The 14,236-nt window shown below is 69.1% G+C and carries 18 protein-coding genes and 2 tRNA genes; 3 read left to right on the top strand and 17 right to left on the bottom strand.

Features of this window, described 5'->3' with window-relative positions:
• Positions 1 to 44: 44 nt before the first annotated feature.
• The 4 genes from H036_RS0114785 to H036_RS0114770 form a co-directional block, all read right to left on the bottom strand.
• The gene (locus tag H036_RS0114785) at positions 45 to 542 is read right to left on the bottom strand and encodes a hypothetical protein (protein WP_017935575.1); all 498 of its coding nucleotides are present in this window, start codon (positions 540 to 542) and stop codon (positions 45 to 47) included.
• A complete protein-coding gene (gene folP / locus H036_RS0114780; protein WP_017935574.1) occupies positions 539 to 1,402 on the bottom strand; it encodes a dihydropteroate synthase in 864 nt (287 codons plus the stop codon). Before folP ends, H036_RS0114785 begins: the two co-directional genes overlap by 4 nt.
• A complete protein-coding gene (locus tag H036_RS0114775) occupies positions 1,399 to 2,307 on the bottom strand; it encodes a glucosyl-3-phosphoglycerate synthase (RefSeq protein WP_017935573.1) in 909 nt (302 codons plus the stop codon). Before H036_RS0114775 ends, folP begins: the two co-directional genes overlap by 4 nt.
• 118 nt (positions 2,308 to 2,425) lie before the next feature.
• Positions 2,426 to 3,871: an aldehyde dehydrogenase family protein gene (locus tag H036_RS0114770; protein ID WP_017935572.1), complete on the bottom strand. Its 1,446-nt coding sequence runs from the start codon at positions 3,869 to 3,871 to the stop codon at positions 2,426 to 2,428.
• 259 nt (positions 3,872 to 4,130) lie between these two features.
• Here H036_RS0114770 and H036_RS0114765 point away from each other — a divergent pair, with 259 nt between their 5' ends.
• Both H036_RS0114765 and H036_RS0114760 read left to right on the top strand, forming a co-directional pair.
• Positions 4,131 to 4,325 (top strand): hypothetical protein, encoded by a 195-nt coding sequence (locus H036_RS0114765; RefSeq protein WP_017935571.1) that lies wholly within the window; start codon positions 4,131 to 4,133, stop codon positions 4,323 to 4,325.
• Between the two features lie 213 nt (positions 4,326 to 4,538).
• Positions 4,539 to 4,739, top strand: a complete 201-nt coding sequence (locus tag H036_RS0114760; RefSeq protein WP_017935570.1) for a cold-shock protein — start codon at positions 4,539 to 4,541, stop codon at positions 4,737 to 4,739.
• Between the two features lie 143 nt (positions 4,740 to 4,882).
• Here H036_RS0114760 and H036_RS0114755 read toward each other — a convergent pair whose 3' ends face one another.
• Positions 4,883 to 5,323, bottom strand: a complete 441-nt coding sequence (locus H036_RS0114755; RefSeq protein WP_017935569.1) for a hypothetical protein — start codon at positions 5,321 to 5,323, stop codon at positions 4,883 to 4,885.
• A gap of 530 nt (positions 5,324 to 5,853) precedes the next feature.
• Between H036_RS0114755 and H036_RS0114745 the strand changes: the two genes are divergently transcribed.
• The gene (locus tag H036_RS0114745; RefSeq protein ID WP_017935567.1) at positions 5,854 to 6,042 is read left to right on the top strand and encodes a hypothetical protein; all 189 of its coding nucleotides are present in this window, start codon (positions 5,854 to 5,856) and stop codon (positions 6,040 to 6,042) included.
• Positions 6,043 to 6,098: 56 nt separating this feature from the next.
• Here the strand turns inward: H036_RS0114745 and H036_RS0114740 are convergent.
• The 12 genes from H036_RS0114740 to H036_RS0114685 all read right to left on the bottom strand — a co-directional run bounded on the left by H036_RS0114740 (position 6,099) and on the right by H036_RS0114685 (position 14,235).
• A tRNA-Ala gene (locus H036_RS0114740) sits at positions 6,099 to 6,171 on the bottom strand.
• Positions 6,172 to 6,217: 46 nt separating this feature from the next.
• A tRNA-Ala gene (locus H036_RS0114735) sits at positions 6,218 to 6,290 on the bottom strand.
• A 58-nt stretch (positions 6,291 to 6,348) separates the two neighbouring features.
• On the bottom strand, positions 6,349 to 6,960 hold the full coding sequence (locus H036_RS23005; RefSeq protein ID WP_017935566.1) for a histidine phosphatase family protein: 612 nt from the start codon (positions 6,958 to 6,960) through the stop codon (positions 6,349 to 6,351).
• A 7-nt stretch (positions 6,961 to 6,967) separates the two neighbouring features.
• A complete protein-coding gene (gene rsfS, locus H036_RS0114725; protein ID WP_017935565.1) occupies positions 6,968 to 7,345 on the bottom strand; it encodes a ribosome silencing factor in 378 nt (125 codons plus the stop codon).
• Positions 7,342 to 8,004 (bottom strand): nicotinate-nucleotide adenylyltransferase, encoded by a 663-nt coding sequence (gene nadD, locus H036_RS0114720; protein ID WP_017935564.1) that lies wholly within the window; start codon positions 8,002 to 8,004, stop codon positions 7,342 to 7,344. The genes rsfS and nadD overlap by 4 nt, the downstream gene beginning before the upstream one ends.
• Before the next feature lie 16 nt (positions 8,005 to 8,020).
• A complete protein-coding gene (locus H036_RS25410) occupies positions 8,021 to 8,170 on the bottom strand; it encodes a hypothetical protein (RefSeq protein ID WP_017935563.1) in 150 nt (49 codons plus the stop codon).
• A gap of 35 nt (positions 8,171 to 8,205) precedes the next feature.
• Positions 8,206 to 9,456: a glutamate-5-semialdehyde dehydrogenase gene (locus H036_RS0114710; RefSeq protein ID WP_017935562.1), complete on the bottom strand. Its 1,251-nt coding sequence runs from the start codon at positions 9,454 to 9,456 to the stop codon at positions 8,206 to 8,208.
• A complete protein-coding gene (locus tag H036_RS0114705; protein ID WP_017935561.1) occupies positions 9,453 to 10,337 on the bottom strand; it encodes a phosphotransferase family protein in 885 nt (294 codons plus the stop codon). The genes H036_RS0114710 and H036_RS0114705 overlap by 4 nt, the downstream gene beginning before the upstream one ends.
• Positions 10,338 to 10,368: 31 nt before the next feature.
• Positions 10,369 to 11,721, bottom strand: a complete 1,353-nt coding sequence (locus H036_RS0114700; RefSeq protein WP_157417410.1) for a phospholipase D-like domain-containing protein — start codon at positions 11,719 to 11,721, stop codon at positions 10,369 to 10,371.
• Between the two features lie 223 nt (positions 11,722 to 11,944).
• Positions 11,945 to 12,907, bottom strand: coding sequence for an electron transfer flavoprotein subunit alpha/FixB family protein (locus tag H036_RS0114695; RefSeq protein WP_017935559.1), 963 nt, complete (start codon positions 12,905 to 12,907; stop codon positions 11,945 to 11,947).
• Between the two features lie 27 nt (positions 12,908 to 12,934).
• On the bottom strand, positions 12,935 to 13,717 hold the full coding sequence (locus H036_RS0114690; RefSeq protein WP_017935558.1) for an electron transfer flavoprotein subunit beta/FixA family protein: 783 nt from the start codon (positions 13,715 to 13,717) through the stop codon (positions 12,935 to 12,937).
• A 179-nt stretch (positions 13,718 to 13,896) separates the two neighbouring features.
• Positions 13,897 to 14,235 carry a hypothetical protein gene (locus H036_RS0114685; protein WP_017935557.1) on the bottom strand — a complete coding sequence of 113 codons (339 nt, stop codon included), beginning with the start codon at positions 14,233 to 14,235 and terminating at the stop codon, positions 13,897 to 13,899.
• Position 14,236: the final 1 nt, after the last annotated feature.

Below are 14,236 nucleotides of genomic sequence, written 5' to 3'. Positions count from 1 at the left end.
CCGTCCCCACGATCTTCACCGCGTTCCACGGGTCGGCGCCGGGTTCAGGCCTGCCAGCGGATGACCCAGTACTGCACGCCGTACGGCGTGTCGTCGTAATCGACGGCGGCGGTTCGCGCGCCGCCGAGCAGCTCGGCCAGCTCGGGCAGGGCGGCCACGTCGGCCCACAGCTCGGTGGCGAGCGCGTCGTCCACCTCGAGCAGCGCGGCGGGTGACGGCTCGCGCAGCGCAGCGCCCAGCGCGGTGTCGAACGCCTCGGCACGACCGTCCAGGAATCCCGGCGCCTTCTCGGTGCGACACGCGCTCCCGTTGGCGACCACCAGCACATCGCGCCCGGCGCTCGCCGAAGCAGTGCTCCGCTGCCGATCCGCGAGCACGCTGCGCGCCACGCGTCGTCCCTGCTCGGTGGCGATGATCTCGACGTCGTCGCCCAGCCAGGAGGCGGCCTCGAGGACCGCCACGCGCAGGTCGGCAACCGGATCGCGGAGCGAGGCGTGCTCCGGCAGCAGGGCGAGGCAGCCGGGGATCAGCACGATCTTCACTGGATCCCCCGGATCGCGTAGGCAGGTCGGCGTCGACTTGCGATGGTCCAGGCCATGTCGACGGTCTGCCGGGTCTCCTCCACCTGGTGCACGCGGTAGATCCGGGCGCCGGCGAATGCGCAGATCGATGTCGCGGCCAGCGTCCCGAGCAGTCGCTCCCCGACCGGCCGGTCCAGCGTCTCGCCGACGAAGTCCTTGTTGGACAGCGAGACCAGCACCGGCCAGCCGGTCTCCACCATCTCGCCGAGCCGGCGGGTGATCTCCAGGGAGTGGAAGGTGTTCTTGCCGAAGTCGTGCGCGGGGTCGATGACGATCGACTCTCGGGCGACCCCGGCGTCCATCGCTCGTTGGGCGTAGCCGAGCGTGTCGTCGAGTACGGCGCGCATCACGTCGTCGTACTCGATCCGGTAGGGGCGCGTGCGCGGGGTGACTCCGCCGGTGTGCGTGCACACGATCGCGGCGCCGTACTGCGCCGCCACGTCGACCAGCTCCGGGTCGGCGCCGCCCCAGGCGTCGTTGAGGACGTCGGCGCCGGCCTCGCAGACCGCGGCGCCGACCTCGGCGCGCCAGGTGTCGACGGAGATGACGAGGTCGGGGTACTCGGCGCGGACGCGGGCGACGAAGTCGACCACGCGCGACTTCTCCTCCTCGGCGCCGATCTCGACACCGGGCGCCGCCTTGATCCCGCCGATGTCGACGATCTCCGCACCCTGCTCGGCGACCAGCCGAACGCGATCGAACGCCGCGTCCTCGGCCCAGGTCGCGCCCCTGTCGAAGAACGAGTCGGGCGTGCGGTTGACGATCGCCATCATCAGCGTCTGGTCGTCGCTGAAGGCGTGCCGCCTCAGGCGCAGGGTCATCCGGCCTCCCGTGCTGGTGGTCGCTCGCGGGTGGCGACCTCGCGGGTGACCCGCGCGATGCCGACCTCGCTGGGCAGGAACTGCTCGACGGCGATCTCGTGGACACTGCCGTGCCCCGCTCCGCCCTGCCGGCGCGAGACCGCCGCGAGGAGCTGGGTCGACATCAGGCCGAGGTCGAAGAGGTCCTGGTGCCGGTGTCCGCGCCGGCCCAGGTCGACCTGCGCGATCGCGTCGACACCGCGGTCGGTCACGGTGTCGATCAGCGCCGCGATCTCGACGGCGTACCCGACGGGCACGGCCAGCGTCTCGAAAAGGCTCCTGCGCACCGCCCACTCCCCCGCGAGCGGCTGCACGAGCCCCGCGAGCTGCGGGTAGTGCATCGCGATGAGGGGCCTGGCGACCAGTTCGGTGACCCGACCGCCGTCGAGGCCGTGCTCGCCGGGGCGCCGGTAGAACCCCTTGACCAGCTCGATCTCCGGTCGGGTCAGCAGCGGACCCAGCAGGCCGGGGACGAAGTGGGTGTCCCACTCGATGAGGTCGGCGTCCATGAAGACGATCAGGTCGCCCCGCGTGACGAACAGCGACTTCCACATCGCCTCGCCCTTGCCCGGGTAGGTGCCGAGCTCGGGCCGGATCTCGCCGGCCGCGAACACGTCGGCTCCCGCCTCGGCGGCGATCCGGGCGGTGGCGTCGGTCGAGTCGGAGTCGATCACCACGATCTCGTCGACGAGCGCGGCCGTCTCCATCAGCGCCTCGCGGGCCCGGGAGACGACGTGACCGACGGTGGCAGCCTCGTTCCGCGCGGGTACGACGAGGCTGACACGGTGCTCGGCCTTGGCAGCCACGAGCGACTCGAGGGTCCACTCGCTCGCGGAGTGGGTGTTCCGCTCGAACCAGGTCAGCACAGCGCGACCTTACTCAGCGCAGGGTGAGAGTAGGTGACATGGCCGCCGAGTCAGGCCTCCGTCCCCATCGAGTCAGGCCTCCGTCCCCGCCGAGTCAGGCCCCCGTCCCCGCCGAGCCTCAGAACGGGTACCGCTCGATCTCACCCTGGATCGTGACCCACTGGACGTCGCAGAAGGTGTCGAGGTTGACCGAGCCGCCGAAGTGGCCGCCCACGCCCGATGCCTTCGCCCCACCGAACGGCGCGACCGCCTCGTCATCGACCGTCTGGTCGTTGATGTGCACCGCACCCGACTTGATGCCCTCGGCGAGCTCGAAGGCCCGGAACGGGTTGGCGGTCAGGATCGCGACCGAGAGGCCGTACTCGCTGGCGTTGATGATCTCCACCGCCTCCTCCAGCGTCTCGTAGCCCACCACCGGCGCGACAGGGCCGAAGATCTCCTGCGAGAAGGCCGGACTGTCCAGGGGTACGTCGGCCAGCACGGTGGGCTTGTAGAACAGCCCCTCGTGCGTGCCTCCTGCCAGCAGCCTCGCGCCGGCGGCGACGGTCTCCTCCACGATCGAGTGCACGTGCTTGAGCTGGTTCTCGTCGATGATCGGGCCGAGCGCGTTCGCCGGGTCGCTGGGATCACCGACCGGGATGTGCCGCGCCTTCTCCGCGAGCTTCGCGGCGTACTCCTCGACCTTGTCGTTGGGCACGAGGTGCCGTCCGGTGGTCATGCAGATCTGTCCCTGGTGCAGGAAGGAGCCCCAGGCACCCGCCGAGGCGGCCGCGTCGATGTCCGCGTCGGGCATGACGAGCAGCGCGTTGTTGCCGCCGAGCTCGAGGTGCACCTTCTTCAGCAGCGGGCCAGCCGCCTCGCCGATCTTGCGGCCGGCGGCAGTGGACCCGGTGAACGACAGGCACGGTACGTCGGGGTGCGCGACCAGCGCCGCACCCACGTCGGCCCCGGCCGGCAGCACGTGCAGCAGGCCTTCCGGCAGCCCGGCCTCGGCAAGAATCTCGGCCAGCGCGAGACCGCCGGAGATCGACGTGCGCGGGTCGGGCTTGAGGATGACCGCGTTGCCCAGCGCGAGGGCCGGTGCGACCGAGCGCATCGAGAGGATCGCCGGGAAGTTGAACGGGCTGATCACCCCGACCACGCCGACCGGCACGTAGCGGCCGATCGAGACACGGGGCTTCATGCTGCGCAGCATCTGACCGTAGGGCTGCGCCGCCAGGGCGGCAGCAGCACTGAGCTCGGAGGTCACCAACATGGCCTCGAAGCCCGCCTTGCCCTGGCCCGATCCTGCCTCGGGCACGAGCCAGCGGATCAGTCGCTCAGGCGCGGCCTCGAGCAGTGCGGCCGCCTTCGTCATCACCGCCGCACGCTCGGTGTAGGGCAGGGCCGCCCAAGCGGGCTGCGCCGCCTTCGCCGCGGCGACCGCCGCGTCCAGGTCGGCGACATCCGCACGGCCGACGGTGGCGATCACCTCGCCGGTCGCCGGAGCGGTGACCTCCGACATACCTCCGCTGCCGGCGACGAACGCGCCGCTGAAGATCTTGCTGTCCCAGGCGTTGCCCATGGATCCATCCCTTCTCGAAGCCTCACCCAGCAGTCAAGCCCGCTCCGCAGCCGATCACCAGGGCCGCTTCCACCCACCGGAAGAGGGCGGCGCGAAGCCAGGCTGCGACCCCGCCACACCCCGCCCACGAACAACAAATGCGTTAAACAATCTCAATGTTCGCTTGCGGCCAGACCTAGTGACACCCGTCACAGTCATGCTCTAGATTCACCACCCACCGGCCGCAAGACGTGCGGCCGAGCCGGAGAGGGTGAAGGACATGGGCTTCAAGAGCTGGCGGCCTCCGACACACTTGGTGCACGCGATGTTCGCCCTGGCCGGGCTGAGCGGCATGGCCATCTCCTATGACTATGCGCAGCACCTGGACGGGCAGGCGTGTGGACACGCGAACCCGCTGGAGCAGTACCTCGACATCGACCTGGACGCGGCCCTCGCCGAGTTCTTGTCCGCATAATCGGCCTGAAATCGGACCGGACGCCCCGGGCCTGCTACTGTTGGGGATGTTGAAGGAGCGGCCAAGCGGCGGCTTCCCCGCGGTGAGTTTCACCCGGGCTCATCTTGTTGGTTCTTGGTATCACCGGCTTAGCTGGACATCAGGTGCAATGCGGATGTCTTCAGCTCCACCGCACGCCTCTGCATGAGGCGTCGTTATCACCAAGGAACAAGCATGGCACAGGGCACCGTGAAGTGGTTCAACTCCGAGAAGGGCTTCGGCTTCATCTCGCACGACGGCGGCGACGACGTGTTCGTCCACTTCTCCGCGATCCAGACCCAGGGCTACAAGAGCCTTGACGAGGGTCAGAACGTCGAGTTCGACATCACGCAGGGCCAGCGCGGCCTGCAGGCGGAGAACGTCCGCGCGATCTGATCTTCGCGCGACACCTTCGAAGCGCCCCGGTCCTCACACGAGGACCGGGGCGCTTTGCGTTCGTCGAGTGATGGCTCCGTCCCGGTCGAGTGATGGCTCCGTCACGCCAGCACAACACGCCCGTACGTCCCCGCGCGGTCGAGTCAGCCCGCGACTCCGAACGGGGTGATGAGCATCGGCCCGAGCGTGTCACCGCCGAGCTCCTTGACGCAGGGGTTGTTTCCTTCAGGGAATACGATCCGCCGGGCCCGTGAGTCACCGGGGAGCGTGATCCGAGCGGCGTACGCCGGAACGGCGCACATCACGACGCCGCCCCAGACCAGGCTGAAGTCCTCGTGCTGGCCAGGCGCCAGGTTCCACTCCTGCACCCGCTGGGTCGACGGCACCGGATCGGGCTCATCGCGATGGGCGGTGTCGGCGGGACCGCCGCAGGCGGGGTCCAGCTGCCCCGCCACGCAAACGACCTGCGTGGTGTTCCCGTAGAGCGCCACCCGCGCCCACCCGTGCAGAGCGCAGCTCCTCCTGGACCGATTGGTGACGCGCAGGTCGGTGGCCATGACCGGGTCGCCGCCGGAGTCGCTCACCCGTCGCAGCCCGACGGTCTCCAGCCGCGTACCGCTGGCGGTACAGGCCCTGGCCGCGGGTACAGGGGGCACCGAGGCCGTTGCGGGAGTCGCAGGCCCGGTGGCAGCCACCAGGGCCGTAGCCGACGATCGCGGCGTCGGAGGGTCCGATCGTGGCGGCGACACCGGCTGGGAGGGATCCGCGCTGACCGGAGTCGGTGCCGCCACGGGCGTCGGGTTGAGTCCCGACGACGTCGGCAGGCCGAGCCCTGCGTCGCTCCCGCCGGCGTCACACGCGACGCTGCCGGCAACGACGACCACTGTCACCAACAGCGTCAACGACGCACGAACACCCGGCAGCACGCAGGAACGCTAGTGGGCCGTACGCCGGCCGGCGTACGACTTGGGTGAACAGCGGCTGAATTCGGTCCGCCGACCAGACGTGACCCGTCGAGCGACATCGCATCGCCCGGAATGTCAGAAACGTGCCTCTCGACGGGTGCCAATCCAGCCGTCGCGTGGCACCGTGGAGACGAACAAGGAGGTGCCTCATGTCAGTCGCCGCATGGGTGCTGTGGTTCGGCGCCCAGACAGTCGTCCTGCTCGTCGTCCTGGGCATTGCCATGCTCGGCGTGACCGGCCGGCTCACTCGCTCCAAGGCAGCCAGACCGTCGACCGGCCAGCTCGCCCGGCACGGCCATCATCTTCACCTGGCGTTCTGGCATCACCCGGCTCACTGAGCCTGGAGATGACCGAAGCGGAGCGGTCCGAGTGGACCGCTCCGCTTGCGACTCGGTGGAGCTGAGGGGACTCGAACCCCTGACCCTCTGCATGCCATGCAGATGCGCTACCAGCTGCGCCACAGCCCCGTGTTCTCTTGTGCGGACGATCGCCCCTAGGGGCATCACCATCCGGTGGAGCTGAGGGGACTCGAACCCCTGACCCTCTGCATGCCATGCAGATGCGCTACCAGCTGCGCCACAGCCCCGGACTCGCTAGGAATGACTCCCGGCGACGAAGAAGAACGTTAGCGGAGAGGCTCTCGTTCAGGAAATCGGGGTCACCCGGTTGTACGCCGCCAACCGCCACGGAGCGCTCTGGAACCACGTCCCCGGCTCGTCGATCAGCTCGATCCAGCCGCAGTTGTCCAGCGGACCGAGTGCACGGACCTGCTCCAAGGGCCAGCCGAGGAAGCGCAGCAGGCCGCTGCGCATCGCAGCGCCGTGCGAGACCAGCACGGCCGTCCGCCCGTCCGGCAGCGCCACAGCGGCGTCGGTGAGCGCCGCAGCCACCCGCTCCCCTGTCGCGGCGTCGCTCTCGCCGCCGTGGTCACCGTAGTCCCACGGTCCGACGCCGAACCGCTCCACGGCCTCGGCGTGCGTGAGACCCTGGAATGCTCCCACGTGCACCTCGCGCAGGCGCGCGTCCGGGACGACATCGGCTCCGGACGCCTCCGCGACGTACTGGGCCGTGATCGCGGCCCTGGTGAGGTCGGAGGACCACACCATCGAGGACTCGTACGCCGCCAGCGCCGTCGCTGCGGCCTTGGCCTGCAGCACGCCTGTCTCGGTGAGCTCGGTGTCGGCCTGCCCCTGAAAGCGGTGCTCGGCGTTCCACGCGGTCAGCCCGTGCCGCAGCAGGACCAGTCGTCTCCCCACCGTGCGCCTAGCGCTCGTGCGAGACCACGTCGGCCGGGAGCTGGATCGTGGGGCAGTCGCGCCAGAGCCGCTCGAGGGCGTAGAACTGGCGCTCCTCCTCGTGCTGGACGTGCACGACGACGTCGCCGTAGTCGAGCAGCACCCAGCGGCCCTCACGTGCGCCCTCGCGGCGGATCGGCTTGGCGCCGTGCTCGCGCAACTTGTCCTCGACCTCGTCGACGATCGCCTGCACCTGGCGCTCGTTGTTGGCCGAGGCCAGCACGAAGGCGTCGGTGATGGCGAGCTGCTCGCTGACGTCGAAGGCGATGATCTGGGAGGCGAGCTTGTCCGAGGCGGCGCGCGCGGCGACGACGACGAGCTCGAGTGCGTAGTCGGTGGCAGTCATAGGCCCTTCCGATCGGGCTGAGAAGATTTGGCTGGGTAGAGGTCGTGCTTGGCGATGTACTGCACCACGCCGTCGGGAACGAGGTACCACACCGGCTCCCCACGACGGTGCCGCTCACGGCAGTCGGTCGAGGAGATCGCCAGGGCCGGGATCTCGATCATGGTGACCCGGTCGGCCGGGATGTTGGCCAGGGTCTCCTCGTCCATGGTGTACCCAGGACGGGTACAACCCACGAATTGAGCCAGCGCGAAGAGCTCCTCGACATTGCGCCAGGTGAAGATCTCCGCGAGCGCGTCGGCACCGGTGATGAAGAACAGCTCCGCGTCAGGCATCGAGTCGCGCAGGTCGCGCAGCGTGTCGATGGTGTACGTCGGGCCCGAGCGGTCGATGTCGACCCGGCTGACGGTGAACCGCGGGTTGGCTGCCGTGGCGATCACCGTCATCAGGTAGCGGTGCTCGGCCGGGCTGACCTCGCGGTCGGACTTCTGCCAGGGATCGCCGGTCGGCACGAAGACGACCTCGTCCAGGTCGAACCACGCCTGGACCTCGGAGGCAGCCACCAGGTGGCCGTGGTGGATCGGGTCGAACGTGCCGCCCATGACCCCGACGCGCCGCGGGCCGGTCGCCTGCCTGTCGTCAGTGCGCGGCAGGGCGGTCACGGGGCGACCTCCCGGCTCAGGAGTGCTCGCGACCAGCGCCGAAGATCAGCAGCGCGCCCATCGCGCCGAACAGGATCACCAGGGCGATGAGCCCGACGATCCAGTGGTTGACCTTCTCGTGGTGCTCTCCGGCCTCGGCGGCCAGGCGCAGGACAGTGCTCGACATGAGGGACACCCTATCCGAGCCTGGTCCGGGCTCGCTCAGCGGACCTGGCCGTCGCCGGTCACGACGTACTTGGTGGAGGTCATCTCCTGCAGGCCCATCGGGCCGCGGGCGTGCAGCTTCTGGGTGGAGATGCCGATCTCGGCGCCGAAGCCGAACTCCCCGCCGTCGGTGAAGCGGGTGGACGCATTGACCATCACCGCGGCCGCGTCGACGGCAGCGGTGAAACGCCGGGCGGCGGCGAGATCCTCGGTGACGATCGCCTCGGTGTGCTGGCTCGACCACCGGCGGATGTGCGCGACGGCGTGCTCGAGCGAGGGTACGACGGCCGCGGCGATGTCGAGCGAGAGGTACTCGCGCTCCCAGTCCTCGTCGGTCGCGCCTTCGACGCCGTCGAAGCCGCAGAAGGCGTCGTCGCCGTGGATCGTCACGCCGCTCGCCTGCAGCGCCGCCACCACCCGCGGCAGGAACACCTCCGCGATGTCGGCATGGACCAGCAGCGACTCGGCGCTGTTGCACACGCTGGTGCGGTGGGTCTTGGAGTTGAGCACGATGGCGAGCGCCTTCTCCAGGTCGGCCGCCTTGTCGACGTAGACGTGCACATTGCCGACGCCGGTCTCGATGACCGGCACGATCGACTCCTCGACCACGGTGCGGATCAGGCCCGCTCCTCCGCGCGGAATCAGTACGTCGACCAGGCCTCGAGCGCGCATCAGTGCCTTGACCGAGTCTCGGCTCTCGCCCGGCACCAGTTGGACCGCGTCGGCGGGCAGCCCACTGGCAACCACGGCGTCGCGCAGCACCGCCACGATGGCAGCGTTGGACGCCTTCGCGCTGGAGGAGCCGCGCAGCAGCACGGCATTGCCCGACTTCAGGCAGATGCCCGCCGCATCCGCGGTGACGTTCGGCCGGGCCTCGTAGATCATCCCGACCACACCGAAGGGCACCCGGACCTGACGCAGCTCCAGGCCGTTGGCCAGGGTCGAGCCGCGCACCACCTCGCCGACCGGGTCGGGCAGACCGGCCACGTCGCGCAGGCCCTGCGCCATCCCCTCGAGCCGCTCCAGTGTCAGCCGGAGCCGGTCGATGATGTTGGCCGGCGTACCGCTCTCCTCAGCGTTGACGATGTCCTCGGCGTTGGCCGCGAGCACCTCCTCGCCGCGGACCAGCAGCGCGTCAGCCATCGCACGCAGGGTGGCATCCTTCGAGGCCCGGGTGGCCAGTGCCAGCTCATAGCTGGCCTCGCGCGCTCGCAGCGCGACCTCGCGGATGTCCTGCTCGACGCTCATGCAGAAGAGGGTACGGCGTGCCAGTCCTCGGACTCCGCGATCGCCAGCAGGTGATCGTGTGCCCGGGCGGCCACCGGGTTGGCCGCACGACGGCCGGCCAGCTCGACCAGCGCCAGCAGGTCGGCGGCTCGCGCCAGGTCGAGCGTCGCGGCGGCCTCTCCGCCACGCACCGCGCCATAGCCCGCGAGCACACCATCGATCCAGGCGGGAGCGCGATCGAAGCGCACCAGGTTCCCCAGATCGCCGTACGGCGAGCCCGCGTGCGCGAACTCCCAGTCGAGGACGGCTGCGACCTCGAGCGAGTCGGGATCGAGCAGGATGTTCTTCGGGTTCAGGTCGCCGTGCGCCAGGCTCGTCCTGCCGACGCCGTCGAGCAGGTCCTGCGCGCGCCGCGCCACCGCGCGCAACCGGTCGAGCGGTGTCGTCTCCCAACCGAGCGCGTCGGCGTGAGCGTCGACCCAGGCGAGGAGATCGGCGGCCGGCTCGAACGGCTCGACCCTCAGGTCGGCGTCGACGAACAGCCCCGCGCGCTGCTGCGGCATCCCGGCAAGCGTGCCTGCGATCCGACCGAGTCGTTCTCCGAGCGATCCGAGTCGCTCGGGCTCGAGTTCGGGCAGGGCCAGGTCGGCGCGGACGGCGGCGACGTACTCGGTGATGAGCAGGGCGGGGACGCCGTCGCGGGCGGGCCGCACCTCCAGCACGGCGGGCACCGGGACCAGACCGCGCACCAACTCGAGCAGGGCGGCGTTGACGTCTGCGGCGAAGCGAGCGTGGCGCGGACCCGCGAAGATCCGCACCACGCTGCGCTCACCGGGAGCCTCCGCCAGGAAGGTCTCCCCGGACCAGCCGCCGTCGAGCGGGGTGAGCCCGCTCAGCTCCACGACCGGGCCGGTTCGTACTCGAGGCCGAGGATCAGTTCCACGGCTTCGGCGGCCAGCCGTAGTCCTCCCGGCCGGTCTCGGTGTGCGTGGCGTTGGTGTTCCACATCTGGTTGAAGTGGCCGACGTAGGCCTTGTAGAAGGCTGCGCCGGTCAGCTGGAGCGTCACCTCGTCGTTGGAGAACGAGATGCCCGACCAGTTCTCCGAGCCGGCGAAGACGATGTCCTGGTTGACGCCGCCGTACTTGCCGCTGATCAGCATCCACTTCAGGTGCGAGTAGAGCCGCGGGCCCCAGACCTGCTTGGAGCCGTCGGTCGCCAGCTTCTCGCCGTAGTTCCACGCCGCGTCGCGCAGCGGAACGCCGGCGGAGCGGAGGATGCTCACCGTCTGGCCGCCAGGCTCGGTGAGGATCGCCTCGACGTTGCAGCCGGCCCGCTTGAGCGAAGCGACCTTCTTCGCGATCGGAACCGAGCGATTGCCGAACCAGGCGTACATGATGATCCGGATGACGGTGTGGCCCTTGCTGTCACCGTGCGCGGCGCTGGTCTTGCAGCTGACCTTGTTGAGCCGCTTCAGCACCGGGTCGCCCGCGCTCTTCTTCTTCTTCTTCTTCCGCGCGCTGATCGTGGTGACCTTGTCCTTGGTCGCGATCGGCTGGGAGAGAGCGGCGGTGTTGAGCCGGTGCCAGGTCACGTCGAGTTGGCGCGACTTGTAGACGATCGTCCGCTTCTTGACCGGCTTGTCCTTCTTGTACTGGTTGAACACCTTCACCCAGGTGTCGAACAGCCTGGTGTTACCCATGATCGAGTAGACGTCGTTCCATTGGCCGGCGGCGGCACCGCTGGTCAGGTTGCCCGAGCTCTCGATCATCAGGTCCTTGGCGCCGCCGGTCGCGCTGAACGAGTAGATCTTGGCGTGCTCGTTGCCGCCGCCCTTGCCACGGCACGAGCCCTTGCAGATGTGGAAGAAGCTGGACTTCTTGGTGTTCTTGCCGAGCTTCTTCTGCAGCCAGATCTCGTTCGGGGTGACCACGTTGTGGTTCACCACCACCTGCACGTTGACGTGCTTCTTCTTGTGCGCCTTGTAGAGCGCCTTGGTGATGTCCTCACGGTCGAAGGAGTACGTCGAGAACCGGATCGTGCTGTTCGGGTTCGCGTGCTGGACGGCCTTGAGGATGCGCGTGTTGACGACGTACTTCTGCTTCTGCGATCCGAGCGGGTTGTTGAACGCCGGGCCCAGGTCGGGCATCCACGGCCCCTTCGGCGTCGCGGTCGGCGTCACGGTCGGCGTTGCACTCGGCGAGGCCGTCGTCGCCCCATCGGCCTGCATCGGTGTCGCCACGGTCACTGCCAGCAGTGTCGCCATTGCTGCGGTGGCTCCCGCCACCGTCCATCGTCGAGCCAGCACCGGCCCTCCCCCTCTATATCCGAGAATTCGGAGCGACTGTACCTGTGACTGCTGTGATTTGCGGGTTCTCCACCGATGATCTGGAAGATTCACAGGTTCGGGTCAGATGCGGATACGCAGAGCGGGCCGCCGGAGGATCCGACGGCCCGCTCTGGCTCTGTTGATGAGCTTCGTCATCCCGGCCGCCTCCGGCGGCGGGACCTCAGCCCTTGCGCTGGTTGATCTCCTGCGTGAGCGCGGGCAGGACCGCGTGCAGGTCGCCGACGACGCCGAAGTCGACGAGCTCGAAGATCGGCGCCTCCTCGTCCTTGTTGACCGCGACGATGGTCTTCGAGGTCTGCATGCCTGCGCGGTGCTGGATCGCACCGGAGATGCCGTTGGCGACGTAGAGCTGCGGCGAGACCACCTTGCCCGTCTGGCCGACCTGGAAGGTGTGCGGCTTCCAGCCGGAGTCGACGGCGGCGCGCGAGGCACCCACGGCGGCCCCCAGCGCGTCGGCCAGGTTCTCGACCGGCTCGAAGTTGCCGCCCGTGCCACGACCACCGGAGACCACGATCGCGGCCTCGGTGAGCTCGGGGCGGCCGGTCGCCTGACGCGGCTGGGTAGCCACGATCTGGGCGGTCTTGGCACCATCGGAGATCGTCACCGCAACCTGCTCGACGGCGCCGGCACCGGCCGACTCCTCGGGCGCGGCCGAGTTGGGCTTGACCGTGATGATCGGGGTGCCCTTGGTGACCTTGGCCTGAACCGTGTAGTTGCCCGCGAAGACCGACTGCGTCGTGGTGACTCCCCCACCGGCCTCGGCGACGTCCACGGCGTCGGTGATCAGACCCGACTCGAGCTTGATCGCCAGACGACCGGCGATCTCCTTGTTCTCGGCCGAGGACGGCAGCAGGATCGCGGCCAGGTCCTTACCCTGGGCGAGCTGCTGCAGCGCCTCGGCCTTCGGGGCCACCAGGTAGCCCTTGATCTCGGCGTCGTCGATCGCGTAGACCTTCTCGGCGCCGTACTTCTTCACCGCCTCGGCCACGGTCGCGGCCTGATCGGCCGGGCCGATGAAGACGGCCGCCGGCGTGCCCAGACGCTTGGCGATGGTGAGCAGCTCGAACGTCGGCTTCTTCACCGCACCATTGACGTAGTCGACGAGGACCAGAACCTCAGACATGTCCCATTCTCCTTATCTCGCCGCTGCTTAGATGAACTTCTTCGAGGCGAGGAAGTCGGCCAGCGCCTTGGCGCCCGAGCCGTCCTCGTCCTTGACGATCTCGCCGGCGGTGCGCGGCGGGCGGGCGGCGGTCTCCTCGACGGCCGTCCAGGCGGACGAGAGACCGAGCTGGCCCGCGTCGATGCCCAGGTCGCCCAGGCTCCAGGTCTCCAGCGGCTTCTTCTTCGCCGCCATGATGCCCTTGAACGAGGGGTAGCGAGCCTCCCCCGACTGGTCGGTGACCGAGAGCACGAGCGGCATGGTGCCCCCGATGACCTCGGTCGCGGTGTCGGTGTCGCGCTTGATCCGAACCTGGTTGCCCTGGCTCTCCACTACCGCGGCCAGCGTGACCTGCGGCAGCCCGAGGCGCTCGGCAAGCATGGCCGGGACCACGCTCATGCCAGCGTCGGTCGAGGCAAGGCCACAGACCACGAGGTCCGGAGCCGTGCCCCCGTTGGCCTTCTTGATCGCCTCGGCGAGCACCAGCGAGGTGCCGATCGCGTCCGAGCCGGCAATGGCGTCGTCGACGACGTGGACGGCCTTGTCGGCGCCCATCTGCAGCGCCTTGCGGACCGCATCGACGGCCTTCTCGGGGCCGACCGTCAGCGCGGTCACCTCGATCTCCTCGTCGGCGCGCTTCTCCTTGATCTGCAACGCCTGCTCGACGGCGTACTCGTCGAGCTCGGACAGCAGGCCGTCGACGTCGACGCGGTCGACGGTGTTGTCACCCTCGAAGCGGCGGTCGCCCGTCGCGTCGGGAACATACTTCACACAGACAACAATGTTCATGGTGTGCGGCCGGAGCGGCCCCTCCTGTGGTGGTCGTAGGACGACGCCGATGTTACCGGCGGGTACTCACCTGTCCACGGCGTCCCGCCATGCAGAATGTCACACCGCCTCAGTGAACTGCTGTGCGGGATGTCACACCTCGTCGCAGGCTGGCCTCGACGTCAGCGGTTGGGGCGCAGGATCCGGTCCAGGATCCGGCCCACGACCAGCCACGCCAACGCCCCGATACCCCAGTTGAACAGGGCGTTCTTGGTCGCAGCGTTCTCCCCGGTGAACTGCTTGATGCCGTTGTCACGGTCGAAGAGTCCGAGATCGACCACATCTGCCACGTTGAGCACGAACTTCACCAGCGCGTTGTCCTGGTTCGCCTGCACGGCGATCAGCAGCGCGCCGAGAGCGAGGAAGAGCGCCGCGAGGACCGCGATCGCCCACACGACCTGGCCCAGGACCATCCGGACGCGGGTCACGACGCCGGGGTTGCTGCGGGTCGACTCGGCCATC

Origin of the sequence: Nocardioides sp. Iso805N (genome assembly GCF_000364605.1) — a bacterium.
Lineage (GTDB): Bacteria > Actinomycetota > Actinomycetes > Propionibacteriales > Nocardioidaceae > Nocardioides.
The sequence above is the reverse complement of the archived record's forward strand: the minus strand, read 5'-3'. Positions and strand labels throughout refer to the sequence as shown.